This is a genomic window from Bacteroidia bacterium, from assembly GCA_040880525.1.
In the GTDB taxonomy this organism is placed as follows: domain Bacteria; phylum Bacteroidota; class Bacteroidia; order CAILMK01; family JBBDIG01; genus JBBDIG01.
Window position 1 is genome coordinate 1 of record JBBDIG010000007.1, and the last position, 19,636, is coordinate 19,636.

The 19,636-nt window shown below is 42.9% G+C and carries 15 protein-coding genes and 1 CRISPR repeat array; of the genes, 8 read left to right on the top strand and 7 right to left on the bottom strand.

What is annotated here, in order from left to right:
• Positions 1-61: 61 nt before the first annotated feature.
• Positions 62-3,782: a CRISPR direct-repeat array (repeat unit 29 nt; unit sequence CTCTTAATCGAACTTGGTAGAATTGAAAT).
• 226 nt (positions 3,783-4,008) lie between these two features.
• Entirely contained in the window at positions 4,009-6,297 is a 2,289-nt protein-coding gene (locus WD077_01310) for a T9SS type A sorting domain-containing protein (protein ID MEX0965848.1), read from the bottom strand.
• Between the two features lie 145 nt (positions 6,298-6,442).
• On the opposite strand from WD077_01310, the gene WD077_01315 reads away from it, so the two are divergent.
• Together WD077_01315 and WD077_01320 are read left to right on the top strand one after the other, a co-directional pair.
• A complete protein-coding gene (locus WD077_01315) occupies positions 6,443-7,015 on the top strand; it encodes a cupin domain-containing protein (protein ID MEX0965849.1) in 573 nt (190 codons plus the stop codon).
• 112 nt (positions 7,016-7,127) lie between these two features.
• Positions 7,128-7,955: a DUF3883 domain-containing protein gene (locus WD077_01320; GenBank protein ID MEX0965850.1), complete on the top strand. Its 828-nt coding sequence runs from the start codon at positions 7,128-7,130 to the stop codon at positions 7,953-7,955.
• Between the two features lie 81 nt (positions 7,956-8,036).
• Here WD077_01320 and WD077_01325 read toward each other — a convergent pair whose 3' ends face one another.
• From WD077_01325 to WD077_01340, 4 genes are all read right to left on the bottom strand, one after another.
• Positions 8,037-9,425 (bottom strand): gliding motility-associated C-terminal domain-containing protein, encoded by a 1,389-nt coding sequence (locus WD077_01325; GenBank protein ID MEX0965851.1) that lies wholly within the window; start codon positions 9,423-9,425, stop codon positions 8,037-8,039.
• A gap of 213 nt (positions 9,426-9,638) precedes the next feature.
• Complete coding sequence (locus tag WD077_01330; protein ID MEX0965852.1) at positions 9,639-10,658, bottom strand: cation transporter; 1,020 nt, start codon at positions 10,656-10,658, stop codon at positions 9,639-9,641.
• Positions 10,636-11,313, bottom strand: a complete 678-nt coding sequence (locus WD077_01335; protein ID MEX0965853.1) for a transporter substrate-binding domain-containing protein — start codon at positions 11,311-11,313, stop codon at positions 10,636-10,638. The genes WD077_01330 and WD077_01335 overlap by 23 nt, the downstream gene beginning before the upstream one ends.
• Positions 11,314-11,512: 199 nt before the next feature.
• Positions 11,513-11,947, bottom strand: coding sequence for a response regulator (locus tag WD077_01340; GenBank protein ID MEX0965854.1), 435 nt, complete (start codon positions 11,945-11,947; stop codon positions 11,513-11,515).
• Positions 11,948-12,478: 531 nt separating this feature from the next.
• Between WD077_01340 and WD077_01345 the strand changes: the two genes are divergently transcribed.
• On the top strand, positions 12,479-14,095 hold the full coding sequence (locus tag WD077_01345; GenBank protein ID MEX0965855.1) for a peptide chain release factor 3: 1,617 nt from the start codon (positions 12,479-12,481) through the stop codon (positions 14,093-14,095).
• A 57-nt stretch (positions 14,096-14,152) separates the two neighbouring features.
• Positions 14,153-14,458 (top strand): hypothetical protein, encoded by a 306-nt coding sequence (locus WD077_01350; protein MEX0965856.1) that lies wholly within the window; start codon positions 14,153-14,155, stop codon positions 14,456-14,458.
• A gap of 75 nt (positions 14,459-14,533) precedes the next feature.
• On the opposite strand, the gene WD077_01355 is transcribed toward WD077_01350, so the two are convergent.
• Both WD077_01355 and WD077_01360 read right to left on the bottom strand, forming a co-directional pair.
• Entirely contained in the window at positions 14,534-15,676 is a 1,143-nt protein-coding gene (locus WD077_01355; GenBank protein MEX0965857.1) for a hypothetical protein, read from the bottom strand.
• Positions 15,677-15,793: 117 nt separating this feature from the next.
• Complete coding sequence (locus WD077_01360; protein MEX0965858.1) at positions 15,794-16,705, bottom strand: class I SAM-dependent methyltransferase; 912 nt, start codon at positions 16,703-16,705, stop codon at positions 15,794-15,796.
• Between the two features lie 299 nt (positions 16,706-17,004).
• Here WD077_01360 and WD077_01365 point away from each other — a divergent pair, with 299 nt between their 5' ends.
• From WD077_01365 to WD077_01380, 4 genes are all read left to right on the top strand, one after another.
• Positions 17,005-17,415: a secondary thiamine-phosphate synthase enzyme YjbQ gene (locus tag WD077_01365; GenBank protein MEX0965859.1), complete on the top strand. Its 411-nt coding sequence runs from the start codon at positions 17,005-17,007 to the stop codon at positions 17,413-17,415.
• Positions 17,416-17,459: 44 nt separating this feature from the next.
• Positions 17,460-17,783, top strand: coding sequence for a hypothetical protein (locus WD077_01370; GenBank protein ID MEX0965860.1), 324 nt, complete (start codon positions 17,460-17,462; stop codon positions 17,781-17,783).
• The gene (locus tag WD077_01375; protein MEX0965861.1) at positions 17,783-18,502 is read left to right on the top strand and encodes a TerC family protein; all 720 of its coding nucleotides are present in this window, start codon (positions 17,783-17,785) and stop codon (positions 18,500-18,502) included. The genes WD077_01370 and WD077_01375 overlap by 1 nt, the downstream gene beginning before the upstream one ends.
• A gap of 151 nt (positions 18,503-18,653) precedes the next feature.
• Positions 18,654-19,610 carry a cytochrome c gene (locus WD077_01380; protein MEX0965862.1) on the top strand — a complete coding sequence of 319 codons (957 nt, stop codon included), beginning with the start codon at positions 18,654-18,656 and terminating at the stop codon, positions 19,608-19,610.
• Positions 19,611-19,636: the final 26 nt, after the last annotated feature.

Consider the following 19,636-nt stretch of genomic DNA (forward strand, 5'->3'; position numbering starts at 1 on the left):
GAAATAGACCTAAACTCTTTTGAAAAATCTCTCCAAGAAATAGGGGTCTAAGACATAATGACTCTTAATCGAACTTGGTAGAATTGAAATTTCAATGCCGTAAAGGGCAAACTCGGAGCGCTGGGCCTCTTAATCGAACTTGGTAGAATTGAAATGGGCATACTTTGACGGATTCCATATCCGGATGGTGCCTCTTAATCGAACTTGGTAGAATTGAAATGCCTTGAGGAGGGCGACTCAAAGACCATCCAGGACGCTCTTAATCGAACTTGGTAGAATTGAAATCTGTGTGGATGATGTGGACGTTTACCTGAAATTGCTCTCTTAATCGAACTTGGTAGAATTGAAATAGAACCCTGATGATGTAGTGATCAACTACCCCAGCCCTCTTAATCGAACTTGGTAGAATTGAAATGCCTTCAAGCTGAACGACTTCGGAATGGAAGAATGGCTCTTAATCGAACTTGGTAGAATTGAAATGAATTAACAATAAAAGAAGATAAGGATACAAAAAGCTCTTAATCGAACTTGGTAGAATTGAAATGAAGAAATAGAAGATATATTGGATTTATCAGAAATACTCTTAATCGAACTTGGTAGAATTGAAATACCTGGAGTTATGAGCAATATTATCAAGCTATAAGACTCTTAATCGAACTTGGTAGAATTGAAATAAAGAAGGATCATTTGAATTAGATGGTGATATAATGCTCTTAATCGAACTTGGTAGAATTGAAATACAAAAAGAAAGAAGAGAATCCTTTTGAGAAACTATTCTCTTAATCGAACTTGGTAGAATTGAAATCTTGGTGGAACTTTAATGATACCAATTCTTGTTTTTACTCTTAATCGAACTTGGTAGAATTGAAATCTATTTATTTAGTAATTTTGTCTTGAAGCTTGCTGATCTCTTAATCGAACTTGGTAGAATTGAAATGGAGAAGATCCTGCTGATCCCAAAACTCTCAACACACTCTTAATCGAACTTGGTAGAATTGAAATTTTACAAGGAGCGGCACATTGGTTTTATCAGCTGGAGCTCTTAATCGAACTTGGTAGAATTGAAATCTTGTTTGTTGTCACCAAAATCAAATAAAGAATCACTCTTAATCGAACTTGGTAGAATTGAAATTTCCAATCATCAGACAAATATTCAAACAAAAACTCACTCTTAATCGAACTTGGTAGAATTGAAATTTTTCAAGTGCTTTTCTGAGTCTATTTGAAGACTGACTCTTAATCGAACTTGGTAGAATTGAAATCTCATCCTAAAATCAATGATTTCAATGAGTGTACCTCTTAATCGAACTTGGTAGAATTGAAATTGTGCCAGTTGCCATAATACCATCTACAATCAATACTCTTAATCGAACTTGGTAGAATTGAAATTTCTTTCGTTGTATAATCTCAATGCTTCTTCTGATTCTCTTAATCGAACTTGGTAGAATTGAAATCAAGGAATTACCTTATAGGAAAGGAATTGTGCCAACTCTTAATCGAACTTGGTAGAATTGAAATTACATCATTAGTAATGTGGAGATATCCGATTCGCGAGCTCTTAATCGAACTTGGTAGAATTGAAATCTGCTCTGGTAGGCGGTGTCGAGCGCTTCGTACTGGTCTCTTAATCGAACTTGGTAGAATTGAAATTTCTCAAAAAAAACATATTTTCCATCTTACAGTCGCTCTTAATCGAACTTGGTAGAATTGAAATACAGAATCTAATACAGTTGCCGTGCTTAATCCCTGCTCTTAATCGAACTTGGTAGAATTGAAATACGGATTTAAATTCATGTTCATATTCTTTTGTTTCCTCTTAATCGAACTTGGTAGAATTGAAATTGCAACAAGCTGTTATTGAGGGAAATGCAAATTTACTCTTAATCGAACTTGGTAGAATTGAAATTTTGAAGGATTAGCGGATGCTTTAGACGAATTAAACTCTTAATCGAACTTGGTAGAATTGAAATCCCATTACACCACACCAAAAGACAAATCAGATCAACACTCTTAATCGAACTTGGTAGAATTGAAATTTCCCTCCGGAACATCCCTATCAACATTATTGAAAACTCTTAATCGAACTTGGTAGAATTGAAATTCCAGAGAGGGCCGGGCTTCCACGCCCGAAACAGAAGCTCTTAATCGAACTTGGTAGAATTGAAATCCCCTACAGGTGATGTTGGGCCTGCCGGTCCGCCCCTCTTAATCGAACTTGGTAGAATTGAAATGAACGTAACCCTCCGCCACTGCCTCTCCATCAACACCTCTTAATCGAACTTGGTAGAATTGAAATGCAGCTATTAATCAATCAGAAGAAGCATTGAGATTGCTCTTAATCGAACTTGGTAGAATTGAAATCAGGGTCGCCCGCGTCCATAATTGCGTAGAGGTCTCTCTTAATCGAACTTGGTAGAATTGAAATCAGCCAGCGCGGTAATTGAGGGACGATGAACGCTGACTCTTAATCGAACTTGGTAGAATTGAAATATTCAAAATGAAACGTCAACACACCGGGGCACTCACTCTTAATCGAACTTGGTAGAATTGAAATGTAGTACGGATTGTGTGTAGTCCTCGCTCGCGGAGGCTCTTAATCGAACTTGGTAGAATTGAAATGTGTTTTTGGGGCGGATAAATCCGATGGAATTGGCCTCTTAATCGAACTTGGTAGAATTGAAATCGGTGAGGGAAAGTGGTTCCGCTGTGGGTGGGATGACTCTTAATCGAACTTGGTAGAATTGAAATTCGGTGCCGCCTACTACTGATCCGATTCCTGCGGTATCTCTTAATCGAACTTGGTAGAATTGAAATTTTCGAAGCCTCCCCAAACCCCCCAGCAATCGCCCCCTCTTAATCGAACTTGGTAGAATTGAAATTGCCTCCGGTGTCTTTGAGGTGGTACCAGTGCGGACTCTTAATCGAACTTGGTAGAATTGAAATTTACGATTCCGGAGGGCATCACTATTCACATGGTTCTCTTAATCGAACTTGGTAGAATTGAAATTTAGAGCATCTTATCAGCGTTACCGGTTCTTCACCCTCTTAATCGAACTTGGTAGAATTGAAATTTAAACTCCGTAAATGTGCAGGCGGTGAGTATGAACTCTTAATCGAACTTGGTAGAATTGAAATCACCAAAAAGAACTATGGTTTCAACGATAAATGTACTCTTAATCGAACTTGGTAGAATTGAAATTTTGAAGCCAGCGAGCAGTTTTGAGGAAGAGGAGTCTCTTAATCGAACTTGGTAGAATTGAAATCCTCCACCTGGTAACGGTGGCGATCCACCTCTATTTCTCTTAATCGAACTTGGTAGAATTGAAATCCAGGGGTTACACCTTTAATGCCGGATACATCAAGCTCTTAATCGAACTTGGTAGAATTGAAATGGTTTGTTCTTCTACCTGCCGTTTTATATTTGGTTTGCTCTTAATCGAACTTGGTAGAATTGAAATGTCGCTTATCTTCTACATTCAAGTAGTCCAGCGCATACTCTTAATCGAACTTGGTAGAATTGAAATAAAGTGCTTTGCGGGTATCCTTTTCCACCCAGGCACTCTTAATCGAACTTGGTAGAATTGAAATTGAGCAGGATCCGGTTCACGTCCAGGTCAGATCCTCTCTTAATCGAACTTGGTAGAATTGAAATATTATAGCAGACCCGATCCGGTTAATCCCATCTGCAACCTTTAATCGTACTTCGTAGAATTGAAATACTTTGTGCCTGCGCTGGATGGTCTTCTCAGCCTCCCTTTAATCGTACTTCGTAGAATTGAAATTTATCAGCCGTTTGGCCTTGTCCTCGTTCTCTTAAATAAACTACAAAGTCGCCTCCAGGCATGCGCCCTTACAAGCATTTTGCATCATTTGATATTTTTGCAGATTCGTGAATGTTCGGTCGGAGCAATTGAAAAAGTAAAATAATTATAGTTTTAGCTTTTAAAATACAAGGGCTTCGTATTCCATTTATCCATACTATGTTGAAGAAAACCACACCCCAATCAGCTACTCCCCCTTAATCCACTTGCTTATGTACGTCATCTGCTCAGTAGCAACTTCAATAATGTAAATCCCGTTTTTCAGGCTACCGAAATCCTGCGACACTACCTTAACCTGACCATAGTTCGTTTGCTGGATTTTCCTTCCATACAAATCGTACAGAATGAAGATGGCCTGGCTGGCGGCTACAGGCAGTTCTACGGTTACCACGCCTGTTGATGGATTGGGGTACAGCTTTATTCCATCAGCCTTATCAACTCTATCAACCGACTGCTCAAGCGGAATCTGAACTTCCACCTCATTGGTAATGACCGGTGGATTTAAATCGAAGAAAATCCCCGCCTGATTATAGATGAAATCGCCCTTATTAGCTGATGAATCAACCTCCACTGAAAACTTTACAAAGCCATTGCTCCCCACCCAATCCGAGCCGCTGTCAGGTAGCATGATGTTCATGAATTCCCACACGATTTCATTGTCATTGATATACACATTATAATCATGGCTGGCAGAGATCATTTCAAATGTGGATGGCTTCAGCAGCATATCCAGGGTATCGCGTATCACGATGTTGAATGCAGGAGCGTTTCCGGTATTCTGAAACCTCACTTTATAGGTGAGTCTGCTCCCAGCTTCAATTACCGCTTCCTGACTTGTTTCATGCAGCTTGTCATTTGGATCCCAGGAAGCCACAATTACCTGGCATGTTGTATCATACAGATTGCTGCTGCCGCCTGATGAGCCAAAATCCATGTTTGCTACTGTGCAAGCGGTTTTGCCAATCGTACTTTGATCAATTGAATTCTCAAGAACAAGCAATATCTGCCGCTCTTCTGAGGGATACATATCGCTGAAATCAAATGAATACTCATTGTCATTAATTGCGTCAGGTGCCGGGGTAGCTGAAACATAATCGAAAAGTGTATCCAAATGGTAAGTCACCGTTCCATCCAAATCGGTATTGCCAGAATTCTTGTAAGTGATGTAATGATTCAGCCGGGTATTGAGGTGGTACGTAGCGGCATCCTGAACGTCAAGTGTAACGGTAGCGCCATCTGCTGAAGCTCCTGTGGCTTCAAGTCCAAAATCCACCCCCGAAGTATCTTCGCCATTTCCGGTAAAAGTTACATTGTATTCAGGAGGTGATGTGGTGAGGGCAAAAGGTCCGTTGGCAACAACAGAAAGCTTGTATGTTCCCGGGCCTACAGGTAAACTGAAATTACCTTGTCTGTTGCTATAGACATAAAAATTCCCTGGCTGTACCAACAGCGACTGATTGATTAGTGGGCCATCATTGTTGTCCTTCACGCCATTTCCATTTCTATCGTAAAAAATGGAACCGTTAATTCTGTTGAGTTTTACACTTGGCGGATGTATCGTACCGGCAATGGCTTTCATATCTCCAATTTCCAGTTCATCCAGCACTTGTCCATTATTCAGATCTATCATCAACAATAACCTTTGGTATGGACTAAGGCTTTTTATACCGTAGTGATAATAAATGTGGGCATCAGGATCAATAACAGAGTTGAAACCCGGATTTCCGGCTGTGGATTGTAAAGGCAGTGAATCCACAATCACATGAATTGCGGGCAGAGAATCTGGAATAAAACCTATGAACTGTGTTTTTCCTCCAATAACGTGAGCCACATAAACCGAATCATTATAAATATGCGTTCGAAGAACTCTTGCCGCCCAATCATACCTGGTTTTATAGGAACCATTGCCCTGCAAGGTGTACTCGAAAAATTTGTCCACCCGCCCTGGAGATGGCGTTTCACCCGGAATATACAGCCGCTCTGCAGCGCCATGCACGGTAATGCCTTCAGGATAGAATGAACCAACCTGACTTGGAAAGTTGATTCCGGTAAAAACGGTTGCTTGCCCATTAGCGGGATTTAACCTGATGGTCTGGGAATTCGAGCCACTCACACGGAATCCATACAGGAAATCATCCTCTGCATTCATTGTAAGGGCATAAACATTGGGAATAGGAACAATATCTATGAGGCTGCCATCAATGAGGCTGATCGCCCAGAGCTGGCGCTGGTTTGCCGTATCATTCCCATAAATGTAATAGGTATTTGAACTGCGGTTAACCAGCCCGGGAGTTCCAAATGGTGTCTTCAGGCTTTTAATCGCTGACAATTCAGTAACTACTTCAGTTTGCACATCCATTGATACAAACTTCCATTCGTCTGTGGCGGTATCCTGCAACAGCCCCCGCAAGTGCTGACCATTTACATTGAACCCAATTAAGAACAGCACCGCGGTGAGGATAATTTTATGCTTCATGATAAATATTCAAATGTTTCGGCCAAGATATTCATTATCTGCTGAACCTGCTTAAAATAATCCCTAAAAAAATTGGTGAGGGAATGCTCATCTCCCCCATCTCTACGAGTAAAAGATTTTGCTATATTGTGCCAAAAAAGCAACGATGGAAATTACTTACCCCTATACCATTGACAATGGCAGCGGAGAACAACTCACCTTTCTGCGCCTGGTTGAAGAAAACGGCAGCGAACCCTGGTTGGAAGTAGAAAATCTGGTTCAACCCAATTCAGGGCCGCCCATGCACATTCACTTTTTCCAGGAAGAGGCGCTGACGGTGGTTCAGGGACAAGTTGCCACCCAAGTGCTTGGACACGAACCGCAATTTTACGGTCCGGGGGAAACCTGCACGTTTAAAGCACGGGTGCCACATAAATTCTGGAATGCAGGCACCGGACCGCTCATTTGCAAGGGCTACATTAAGCCGGCCCATAATGTGGCTTATTTCCTTTCAAAGATTTATGAATCTACAAAGGAAAACGGGGGCAAGATGCCAGATCCTTTTGATGCCGCTTACCTGATGCACCGTTACCGTACCGAATTCGATATGCTGGAGATTCCACCCTTTGTGAAGCGGGTTATATTTCCGGTAACGCGTTTCATGGGAACTTTGCAGGGTAAGCATAAAAAGTTTGCTGATGCCCCGGAACCGGTACGCGAAATTGGATTGCGTAGCTGAAAAAGCAAGACTATAAGTTTTTACGATTTTTCAATAGACTGAACAGCGGGTTTATATTTGTCGGGTACACAATGGATTCTAAATAAATTGGCCACTCAAATTTCAGAGAACTTTGGACTGGACTGCAACAGAGGTTGAACTCATCATTTATGATTACTTCCAAATGCTCACTTCTGAGCTTAAAGGAATTGCCTATAATAAAACGGAACACAGAAAGACACTGAAGCCTCTTTTACAGAAAAGATCGGATGGATCCATTGAGTTTAAACATCAAAACATCAGTGCTGCCCTCGTAAAGAATGGACTACCATACATTAAAGGATACAAACGAAGATGGAATTATCAAACACTGTTAGAAGATAAAGTCGTTGAATACGTGAAAAACAACTACTCGTTAGCATCTAATTTTGACCAGTTTGCCAATCAAGAACTCAGGTTTGAACAGCCTACAGTTTCATTCGAAAACTGGATTGTTCAGCCTCCGGAACTTAGGCTATTTCATGAACCGGAAGTTCGTTACAGAACACCTGTAAAAAGGAATTATCTTGAAATTGAGCAGAAAAATAAAAGTATTGGTGAGTCAGGAGAACTATTATCCTTAGCGTTTGAGAGATGGACTTTAAAAAGAAATGGTTATTCCGCTCTTGCCAAACAAGTAGTGTGGACATCAAAAGAAGAAGGTGATGGTGCCGGATATGATATTTTATCAAAATACCCGGATGGAAGCAATAAGCTTATTGAAGTTAAATCCACCACGTTAGGAAAGGAAACGCCCATTTACTTTTCAAAAAATGAACATGATTTTTCAAAAGACAATGCGGGCAAATTTCACCTTTACAGAGTTTTTGATTTAAAAGAAAAGCCCAGAATGTTTGAACGAAAAGGACTGTTTGAAGATTTCTGCCACATAGAAGCAGTAAATTTCAAAGGCTATTTTTAATCAGGATTTCCTCAATTTTCTCCAAAAGCTCATTTATTGAAAAATCAATTGAAGGTGCCTCTCACAGTGATGAACTCGCACCTACCTCACCAGTTGCACTGTACCGCTGTCCCGAATAATATCACCACCAAGAGTTTGGCCCTGGAAAATCCACAGATAGGTTCCTTCAGGGGCATTGTTACCATTCCAGCCGCTGGTGGTCTCAGCGCCATCGAAGATGAGCTGCCCCCAGCGGTTGTAGATCTGGAAGCGGTAACGGCTCATGCGGCTCGTAACGGGCAAGAACACATCGTTCAGGCCATTGCCGTCTGGGCTGAATGCTGTAGGAATGAAGGCCGCAGGATTACACACCTCCACATAAACGGAATCTTCCGCCATGCAGGGGCCTACCATTGCGCGCACTCGGTACAGACCGGAAGCATCCACGGAGATTGCTGCGGTCGTATCTCCGGTAGACCAGGTGTAAACGGCTCCCGGATTGAAAGCATTGAGCACCAGCACCGGCTCTTCGCAAAGCAGCGTATCATCCGGTAAAGCGATGGCCGGTGGGGGAAAGACAACTACATCCACGGAATCTGTGAAATCGTCTTCCATTGAATGAAAAACGAGCGTAACAGTTTCTGTGGGCGTAATGGTGAAGTTATTGGCGGTGCTGAGTGTATCGGCCGGATGGCCTGCATAATGCCAGTAAAAGCTGCCGGAATAGCTAGTGGAAATTTCTACTTCCGTCCCTTCACAGATCAGTGTATCGGAAACCTTCATCTCAGGGATTTCCCGCACCTCCACATCGTCAATGTAATACCAGGCAATAAAAATATGGTTGCTGCTGGCGGGCCGTATAATTTGGGTATTTGCGTTGTCGAAGAAATTGGCAATCGCCAAATACGCATAAGCCGAGTCCGCTTTAATGACCCCGGAAATCTCTGTCCAATTTGTGGTGTCGGTGATGATGGCTTTTGAATAAACGTGGGAAATGTTATCTGGCTTTAACGAGATGCGGTTCTCATCCCATTGGGTAAACAGCCGCATACCAAGTCCATTGGAATAAAACACCTGCACATCAGGGGGATGGCCACTGCCCCTGTTGTCAATCGCAGAGACTTTCATGCTTAGCCGGTAATGCCGCCCCACCACCAGCGGCCTGGAAAGCCGTGTGGCCGAAAAGGAGCGATTCGTAGGCTGGCCCATTGAGGAATCATAATCATCGTAGGTGCTAATGCCAATATATGCCGATCCATCAGCCGGTTCTTGATAGCCGTCAATATTTATTGGTGTGGAAAATTTGTCTCCGCAGGTATGGTAATATTGGCCTATGCCATACCAGTTTGTTAAGTATTCCCCATGAAAATTATCGCGGTGGACAGGACACTTGTCAAAGACCTCGAATGAGGGATTGGTAACCAGATTTTGCCCGGCTATTGAAAAATAGAAAGTCAAAAAGAAGATCAGAAATGGGAATTGGCGGAGCATATTATTATTAAGCGAATTCCTTTCATGACGGTGAAAACCTTTTAGCGGTTGTACCAACTATTTAAAGGTTGTAGCGTTTCTTAGCCTAAGTGTCCGCAGAAGTTTGTAGTTCAGGTGTTAATAAAATAAGATACCTCTGACTCATAGCTGCTATAAGGGATTATTAGTCTTGTGATCTATTTCATTACGAAGTTTTCGCAGTACCTCGAAGGCCTATACTTTCTCAACTTTCTTAAATCCTTTTACCGGCTGAATAGTCAGATCATGAATTTTCCAGTCAATTTGCCGGATCTCTTTATAGGATTGCTCTATTTTCCCAATTAAATCATCAGTAGTCTGAATGTGGTCGGCAGGTATAATAAATACTTCTCCAAAGAATACAGCGCCATTTTCCCTTAGCCTCACCCTCACATCCTTTACCCAGTCAAGCTCCTTGAAGAATTCGTAGATTTTGAAATCCAAGGAATGTAGCTTGGTGTCCTCATCAATTTCCGTGGGAACCTGCTCCATAATATCTGTTATTGCGCCTTTAGTACGTAAGAATCCATCCTTGGCGATATTTAAAGCTATGAACAGGGCAGCAGCAGAATCAAACCACCATATTCCAAAACCGACTCCAATAATGCCTGCAATGGCAGCACCGGCAGTCTGCCAGTCCGCTTTCTGCGTATTGGCATCTGTAAATAATATCTTATTGTGCAATTCTTTTGCGTAAGATAATTTCCTCCTGCCAAGGAACAATGCCGGTATAAAACTCCATAGCAATGCCGCGATCATCAACCAGCCCATCCAGACGGTATGGCCAAACATTGTGGTATTTCCTATAGTGGGATGTTCTGCCCTTATCAATGCCATTGCAGAATCATATACAGTATATAACCCCATTAACAATAATGCAAAGGATCCGATAAGGAATGCAACTGTGAAAACTTTATGAAATCCATACTGGAACTTATGATCAGGTGGCCGTTTGTCATAGATTGAATAAGCAATAAGAAAGACCAATGCCGGTATTATACTTAAGGTGTCTTCGAGCCAGGCAGTTTTCATTGCCTGAGAAGAGCCAAGTGTCAAATACATTACAATAACCACAGAAATTAAATAAACAATGGTTACCCCTTCCAGCTTTTTTGCCTTTTTCAGTTTATTCCTCTTATCATCAGGCAGTTCATGAGCTTCGGTGCTTAAGAATTTATCACTGTGCTCTTTATTAGCTTTTTCCAGCTTTGACATAATCTTTAATGAATTGTTCCAGATCTGTTAACAAACCATTTTCTCCTTTAGGAACGGCCAGCACATGTGCAATTTCTTTCAGGTCTTTTTCAGATATATTTAAACCCATTGATTTTAATTCATCTTCTGGGGCAACAATAAGCTGAGTGAGGATACCCGGTAAAGAGTCATAAATCACAGGTTCTCCATTATTTTCTAATACTGCCAATAATGCATCAGAACCTCTTTTGACAAGTACCTTTTTGTTTTTAATTTCTTCAGAAATGGTAATATTGGAAGGAGCACCGATCTTTATTCTTTCAGTAAAATAGGGTTGGGTAAACCCTGCATGTGATTTAAAAACAGAAGATTCGGTAAAGCCGCCAATCGCGATATCGATCTGATATTCCTTTAAAAGGCCAATAAGATGTTCCTGTGACCCTGGGTACCATTCTATATTTGCATTTAACGTTTTTGCATAAGCTTTAATAATTTCGGCTTCTATACCTATAGCTTCACCTGTATAATATCCACTCCATTTACCATCTTCGGCTATGCCAACCCTGATTGTCTTGCCTTTGATCCGTTCTAAGGTATTCTCAGGATCCTTTGGAAAATCATCACATGCAAAAAGCAATGTAATTGCTAATAAATAAAAAATCTGAATAAATTTCATCAGCAGCAGGAGTTAATCGCGTATATAACAGAAAGTTTAAATCCTTTGTTGCGGATTTAGGTAGCCGCTGCTGATGGGTGATACGAAGTATTTAACAGGTGGCTTTTAAATCCCTGTCCTACATTTTAAGCTCCTGCCATTCGCTGATAGGAAAATGAATCCCCATAGCTTTTCCTTTTATTGATTATGAATTATACTATCACATCCAGGCCATTTTATTCGGATGGCGGCAAATAATCCAATACTTGATGATCCGGTCCAGCATTTCGGCCATTTCCTCGGATCTCATTGGCTTTTCAAAGTAGCCTTGTACACCATACTGGTATGCCTGGAAAACTTCTTCCTTTGTCGCTGAAGTACTTGAAAAGATAAAGGGAATAGATTTGATCTTCAGCTCTTCATCCTGGTCTATGGCTTTCTTTAATTCAAGGCCATTCATTTCCGGCATATCCATATCTGAAATGATCAGGAAAATTGTCTCCTTTGTATCCTTAAGATACTTCAGCAATTCTTCAGGATTATTAAAATGTTCAACTGCAATATCCCATTCCAGCGCTTGCAGGCTTCTTATTAATAATTCCTTCTCAAAATCTTCATCATCTACTAGTATTAATTTTCCTTTTACCTTCTTCATGGTTCTATAATTCAATTTTTGTATTATTATTTTAACCCTGATTTTAAAATACTTCTTGCAGAACAGTTACAGGCTAATTGCCTGCCGCGCTTCATGCCGGTTCTATGCAAATTTCAACATTCGCCAGGTCCTTTCCTGTCATCAAAAAGTGTTACAAAATCTAATGCAAAGATCATAAAGATGTTTGTTTTAAGGAAACGACAGGAATGTACTGATAGCGCTAAAGGGAACTCATTCCGTTGCATCTGCAAGCTTAACCCCGCCTGCGCAATACCTGCCATGTGATCATTGCGGGCGGTAAGGAGGTCGGTAAAGGAGTGGTGGATCATCCACCAAGCAAATGCATAAAATGCGTAATTTTGCACCCTCTTATGCCAGCGTATCTCAAACATAGCATTACTTCTCCGCCCTGAGGTTCTCCCCCTCTGCTGCAACTGCCGGTGGGCCGGTGCCTGCTTTTCTCCTGTGGTACGGTATTCTATTTTCAGCTTTTAAAAAAGGAGCTAATTGGCAAACGATATAAACAGAAAAATGAAAAGGGAAGACGAAATAAAAAAAAGAAGAACGTTCGGAATTATCAGCCATCCTGACGCGGGTAAAACCACGCTTACGGAAAAACTTCTTCTGTTTGGAGGCGCCATCCAAACGGCCGGTGCTGTAAAAAACAATAAGATAAAGAAAACCGCTACTTCTGACTTTATGGAAATAGAGAAACAGCGGGGCATTTCTGTAGCTACATCGGTAATGGGTTTTGAATATCGTGGGTTTAAGATCAACATCCTGGATACTCCGGGCCACAAGGATTTTGCTGAAGATACTTTTCGCACCCTGACGGCCGTGGACAGCGTAATCCTGGTAGTGGATTGTGTAAAGGGTGTGGAGGAACAAACCCGGAAGCTGATGGAGGTCTGCCGGATGCGGCATACACCTGTTATTGTATTTATCAATAAAATGGATCGTCCCGGCAAAGATCCTTACGATCTCCTGGATGAACTGGAAGCTGAGCTGAATATCCATGTACGGCCCCTGAGCTGGCCCATCGGATCAGGATCTTCCTTTCAGGGGGTATTTAATCTGGCGAACCAGCAACTGCAGCTTTTTACGCCTGGCAAAACGGCCCTTCCTGAAGATACTATTGAAATACCTGACCTTAACGATGAAATCCTGCAGCAGCAAATCGGAGAAAAGGCAACACTGCAATTGCGTGAAGATGCAGACCTGATCAACGAACTATATGAACCCCTGGATGCATCACTTTACCGCGATGGCTATCTTGCACCGGTATTCTTCGGAAGTGCGCTTAACAATTTCGGAGTCCGCGAATTGCTGAATACGTTCGTAGACATTGCCCCGTGGCCACTGCCCCGCCCGGCCATTGAGCGCGAAATAGATCCGTTTGAAGAACAGTTTTCAGGATTTATATTTAAAATACACTCCAATCTTGATCCTAATCACCGCGACCGCCTGGCCTTTTGCCGTGTATGTTCGGGCAAGTTCCAGCGCAACACTTTTTATTATCATACCCGCCTCGGCAAAAAACTCCGGTTCTCAAGCCCGGCCAGTTTTATGGCCAATGAAAAAAGCCTTACCGAAGAAGCCTGGCCCGGAGACGTTGTGGGGCTTTATGATAGCGGTAACTTCAAAATCGGAGATACCCTTACCGAAGGAGAAAACCTGACTTTCAAGGGAATTCCCAGTTTTTCGCCAGAGATATTTAAGGAACTGCAAAACAATGATCCTTTTAAAACAAAACAATTGGAAAAGGGAATCCGGCAACTCACTGAGGAGGGCGTGGCGCAGCTATTCATCAAGCAGCCGGGAAACCGCAAGATTGTAGGAACCGTGGGCGATCTGCAGTTCGAAGTAATCCAGTTCCGCCTGCTGCATGAATATGGAGCCGCCTGTTCCTTCACTCCATTGAATTACCACAAGGCATGCTGGCTATCCGCAAAAAATGATGCAGCCCTTCGCCACTTTGAAAATGTGAAATCTCAGCATATTGCTTATGATAAAGCCGGGCGACCCGTATTCTTTGCTGAGAGCGAATGGTCATTAAAAACCACCAGAGATGCCTATCCGGAAATTCAGTTTCATTTTACTTCTGAATTTGAACAACCTGCAGGGAGCAGCATTCAAACCCCTGCGTGATAAACTGTTCATAATTAATTCTTTTGAATTACGTTTAACATTCAAAAATTCAAAAAAATGAAACATTCAACAGCTTTATTTTTTAAGAAAAACCGGTCAGTAATCCTGCTGCTGATCAGTGCCCTCCTTATCACCAACTTTCTGTTTTTTATTGATGAAGGATATTATGATTTCAGGTGGATGAAAAGACTCGGAAACTGGATTCCATTCGTGGTTTATGCCGGTGCTATTTTTCTGGCTCAGTTAGGAATATACCACTTGATACTAAACCGGTATAAGGGCCGTGGCAAGACGGTGTTGAGTATATTAGGTGGAGCCACTTTAGGAATAATATTCGTGATCAGTCTGATTTTTACCAATTAAAAAAAACACCCCACAATCCTGAGATAGTGGGGTGTTAAAAGTTTTTATTAAGTATTTAAAATACCTTACCTTGTACTATTCTGCTTGTACGGGCAATATTCTCACGAGTTCATCATCAGCCTGATTGACAAACCAAAGCTTGCCGTCAGGGCCAACCTTCAATCCCATTATTCCCGCTGAGCCTGTGCTGATACGGGCCAGTTCTGATTTGGATTCAGTATCGTAGGCGATAATTTCACCTGTGTCAAAATCACTCACGAAAAGCCTGTTATCCACTAACTCAATCCCCGCAGGGGCAGAAAGACCGGTTTCAGCAAAAACCTCCCATTTCGTATCGCCCATCTCCCAGTGCTCTTCAAGGGGCTCATTGATCAACGGCAAATCAGATTTTTTCACGCCTGAATTAATATCCATCCTGATGATTCTTTTGTTGCCATTATCGGCAATGTAGAGCCAGCCACTGGTTTTATCCAGGATCATGTGGCTTGGTGCGTCAGGGTTCCACTTTACCTCTACATCACCATAGCGATGAACAAGTGCATCCCCGTGATAGTCGTTACCCGGCCCGTGATCATCCACAAAGTCATACCTGACGATGTGTTCATGGTATCCGTCATATACCCAGTATACATTATCTTTTTCGTGCGCAATGCCCATTGAATGAGGGCTTCCATGCAGCATATCAAGGTGGCTGCCATTGCCTCCGGAAGGTTCAGCAAAAATACTCAGGTCTCCTGACCATAACGAAGGTCCGGTAAAGGTTCCGCCACTATGGTTGGCGTCCTTCACCGCTGTGGTTGTGGCAAAATTTCCATTATCGCCAAAAGCGATGGCAGAAGGCAAAGACATGAAGTGCCATGCGTTGCCATCTGTTTTTCTTTCAAAACTCTGTCCGTCAGTTCCTGCTTCAAAGAAAATGGTAACGGAACCTCCGACAGACTCTATAGAGTGATTGATAACCCAAAGTTCGTCAGGCCTTTCAAAATTAAAATCCAGATCCCAGGGATCCTTGATTATCGGTGAGCCGGCAAGTACTTCAAACTCGGGTGGATGAATTCCATATTCATCTTCCACCGCCTCTTCATAAAATTCAGGAACAGTATTGAGCATCTCCTCCTCCGGATCAGGCAGTGGCGGATCGGGTTCCTCGTCCTTTTTACAAGATGAGAGGGCAACAAGCCCTGCACAAATAAAGTAGATTAGCTTTTTAGTCATCATTCTGTTATTTTAGTTATTAAGTGTTTCGTTGTTTCAAAAATAATACTTTGCTCAGACAACCTTTTTCAGAAAAGTCTGATTATGTCTTTCTGAATTTTCCTGAGGTTGTCAGATGTGTCATGATTTATCGGTTGTTTTCCAGAATTCGATGCCGACCGGTGTATAAACAGGATCCCATTTCCCCCACGGCATTCCAAGATTTCCTGATTTAAAGTACAGGGGGGCAAGATTCTTTTGTAAATACTCAGAGGCTTTAACTGATTGGAAAGCTGCGTCATAACCGTCTGGGTCAGGTTCCATATTCTTGCCAAAAATGCGATTCAGCGCGGGTCCGTCAAAGCACCAAGCCTTTGAGGGCTCATGATACCAAAGTTCCTTTGCTGCATTTGTCGTGATAAACATGGGCTGTCCAGGCTTCAACACCCGTTTTAGTTCTTTAATGGCCTGGGCAGTCGCCTCAATCTGAGGTATATGCTCTATTGCGCTCGTTGAAATAATTGCATCCACCGAGTTATCCTCGAGAATGGACAAATCCCTGAGATCAGCCTGAAGGAAAGTGATATTGCCTTTAACGCGTTTTCTGGTTGTTTCCTTCACCATGGAGGTAGTCAAAGCCCGGTAGAGCAATTGTCTGTACTTGAATGCCATTGATGGTTGAATAGATTTTTGTCCTGCCTTTAAATGCTGCACATACTCTTCGGTTGAAGTGAAATGCTCTTTTTTCTCAATCCGGAAAAGCAGCGTTTGCAGCCGGGAAATCGCGCGGGGAGCATAGTCTATACTTATTAAATCATAACCATTAGCCGCTAAAAGAAACTGCATCAAACCCTGGCCCGCTCCTGCGTCCAGAATTTTTGCACCCCGCCCAAGCTGTAGTTCTTCTATTTTCTCCAATTGCCAGATCAGGTCGAGCACATAATGCCACCCAAGCTGTGCATTAAATATATTTCTCCAGTATTCAATCAGCCGAAGCGCTTTATCGTTTTCCAGCAGCCGCGGAGTAAGCAGCCTCCAGTTATCCTGTTTCATTATTTTATGCTAAAAATTTCTTGTGCTATTGAGCCGTGCAGTTTGGCTTCCGGTTTCACGCTGGAATTAGTGGCTCCTGAACGAAGAGAAAGCCAAACGGGCAAAGATATGTAAGAAGAAAATACAGGGCGGCATATTGCAGTATCAGTATTTCCATGATTTACAGGTTCCTGATCTTAATTCTGCAAAAATTCAAGAGGCAGCCGGAGCCCGAATAGCCATTCAAAGAAAACGTTGCCGTCACAAAAATGCTTTACAGATATCACAAAACATGCTCATTGCACTGCATCTTTGCACCTGTGATTACCCAACACGAATTTATACTCCCGCCTCATCCACGAGGCTTCCATATCATTACCCGCCAGGTTGAGGAAGCTCTGCCACCTCTGCCGCAGGCGGGCCTTCTTCATGTTTTTATTAAGCATACCTCCGCAGGACTGGCGCTGAATGAAAATGCTGACCCCAGCGTCCGCAGGGATTTTGAGAACAGCTTTAACCACTTGGTGCCGGAAGATGAACCTTATTACACCCACACAATGGAAGGCAGCGATGATATGCCGGCCCATATTAAAGCTGCTTTGACAGGCAGCAGCATTACGGTTCCGGTTTTTCGCGGGCGGCTGAACCTCGGCACCTGGCAAGGCATTTATCTTTGCGAATTCCGCAATCATGGCGGCCCACGTAACATTGTACTAACGCTGATCTCCTAATGGTTCGGACAACTCCTTTGCAGCGCTTATTATCTTTACCTGTTATGGCAGTTCTTGTTCTTTTTGTGTCTTGTAACTCCAATAACGAAGAGCACCATAGTGAAGCAACATGGACTGATGAAGACAAGGAATCATTTCTGGAAAATTGCCTGATGAACTCTGCATCGTATCCTGAAGTGGATGCTGAAAAATACTGCGAATGCGTAGTGGAGAAAATGCAGGATGCCTACTCCCCGGAAGAACTTGGCCGGTTGTCAATGGGCGAGGTGACTGAGGAGATGGGTGAATTTGGACGAGCCTGCCTTAAGGATCAGGGACTGAATATCGCTGATTTAGAAATAGAACCCACCGACTCAATAACACAATAATGTTCGAATTCTCTGTTTTTGCTACTCCGGAAGCCTGGATCAGTCTCGCTACTTTGACGCTGCTTGAGATTGTGCTGGGAATAGACAACATCGTATTCATCTCCATCATTGCTGCCAAGCTCCCGAAAGAGCAGCAGGATCTTGCACGAAAGGTGGGGTTGATCCTTGCGCTGGCCGGCCGCCTGGTAATGCTGGGCGCCATTGCCTGGCTCATTGGCCTGGAGAAAAGTCTCTTCACCGTTTTTGAACGGGATATCAGTATCCGCGATCTTATCCTGATCCTGGGAGGATTATTCCTGATGGCGAAAAGCGTAACGGAAATTCACGCTAAACTACAGGGATCCGAAGGCGATCATACGGTGAACGTGAAAGCGAAGTTGAGCAATGTGCTTATCCAGATCATATTGCTGGATCTGGTTTTTTCGCTGGATTCTATCCTCACAGCTATCGGACTGGTGGAGGAACTGGTGATCATGGGCGTGGCCATAATGATTGCAATAATGGTAATGCTCGTTTTTGCCAGGGCCATAAGCGATTTTGTGAACAAGCATCCCACGATCAAGATGCTGGCCCTCTCGTTCCTGCTCATGATCGGGATGCTGCTTGTTGTGGAAGCATTCGAGGTGCATGTCCCCAAAGGCTACGTTTATTTCGCAATGGCATTCTCCCTGTTCGTAGAGTTGCTGAACCTGCGGTTGCGGAAGCCGGAGAAAAAATAATCGCTCCCGCATCTTCATATTTCAGACTCCGTATGTTTCCCCCAAAACATAGGTGCGACATTGCGCAAAATTTCTTTTGGGTATTTCTAAATAAATGAAGAAATCTTCATTTTCATTTAATACTTTTATCCCCGAATTAAAATTAACTACCATGAAAAAATTATTACGAATTCTCCTCATCATTGCCGGAGTAGTGGTCCTGCTCGTTGCAGCCGTTGCCATTTATAATATTGCAGCACCCCTGCCTACCTATGAAGCCCGCGATGTGAACATCAACGTTTCTCTCACCTCCGCGCAGCTTGCGAAAGGAAAACTGCTGCTGACGGAGTGCTCCCATTGCCATGCGGGTGAAAACACTAACGCTTTCGTAGGCAGAGAACTGAAGGATATGGCGGCTTTCGGGACCATTTATTCCGCTAACATTACCCAGGATAAAGAAGATGGTATCGGCAACTGGACTGACGGCCAAATTGCTTATGCTTTACGTACCGGCATCAACCCTGACGGCAAGTATCTCTCTCCGCCAATGCCCAAGTGGCACCTGCTTGCTGATGCCGACATAATGGCTATTGTCATGGCTTTGAGGTCTGACCATCCCGCTGTACAACCTGCCAAAACAGATCATCCTGAGATGGAGCTAAACTTTCTTGGCAAAATGCTCACGCGCTTTGCTTTTAGACCGCTCGATTATCCGGAAGCCCCTATGCCTGTTCCTGACACTAACAATACGGTGGAACTGGGCAAGTATCTTGTCCATGCCAAATATCTGTGCTTCGAATGTCATTCAAAAGATTTCTCCACCGTAAACTATTATGAGCCAGAAAAATCAGAGAATTTTATGGGTGGTGGAAATGTAATGTCTACCTGGGATGGTGAAAAAATTACAACTCCCAACATTACGTTTGATGAGACCGGAATAGCGCATTATACCGTGGAAGACCTAGGCAATGCCGTGCGATTTGGAAAGGCTCCTGACCGCCCTTTGATCCAACCTATGCCCAAATTCACAACGCTGGACGACAAAGAGATAGAAGCCATGTATGCATACATGAAGACCATAAAAAAGATCCGGCACGAAACTCCTGTTGGCGTACATAAGGAAGAATAGCTGCCGGCAATCCTGTTTTCATTCCT